The sequence below is a fragment of the Streptomyces niveiscabiei genome (assembly GCF_001419795.1).
GTDB classification, from domain to species: domain Bacteria; phylum Actinomycetota; class Actinomycetes; order Streptomycetales; family Streptomycetaceae; genus Streptomyces; species Streptomyces niveiscabiei.
Map to the genome: position 1 here is coordinate 940 of NZ_LIRL01001132.1, position 229 is coordinate 1,168.

At 73.4% G+C, this 229-nt stretch carries 1 pseudogene; it reads left to right on the forward strand.

Going from position 1 to position 229, the window contains the following annotated elements:
- Positions 1-36: 36 nt before the first annotated feature.
- Positions 37-229: pseudogene (locus AOK24_RS40960) on the forward strand (phenylacetaldoxime dehydratase family protein); the annotation flags it as partial.

Consider the following 229-nt stretch of genomic DNA (forward strand, 5'->3'; position numbering starts at 1 on the left):
CCGCCGTCCTGACCTCCCCCAGAAAGCGCATGCCGCATGCCTGCCACGCCACGCTTCCCCGCCTACAGCCTCGTCTTCCCTCCGCACTGCGGCAGCTACGTCTTCGGCCAGTACGCCTTCCAGGCCGACAGCGCCGAACGGGCCGCCGCCCACGCCGACGCGGCCCGCTCCCTGTTCACCGGGCCGGACGCCCCCACCGTCGTCGACCGGGGCACGTTCACCGATCGCG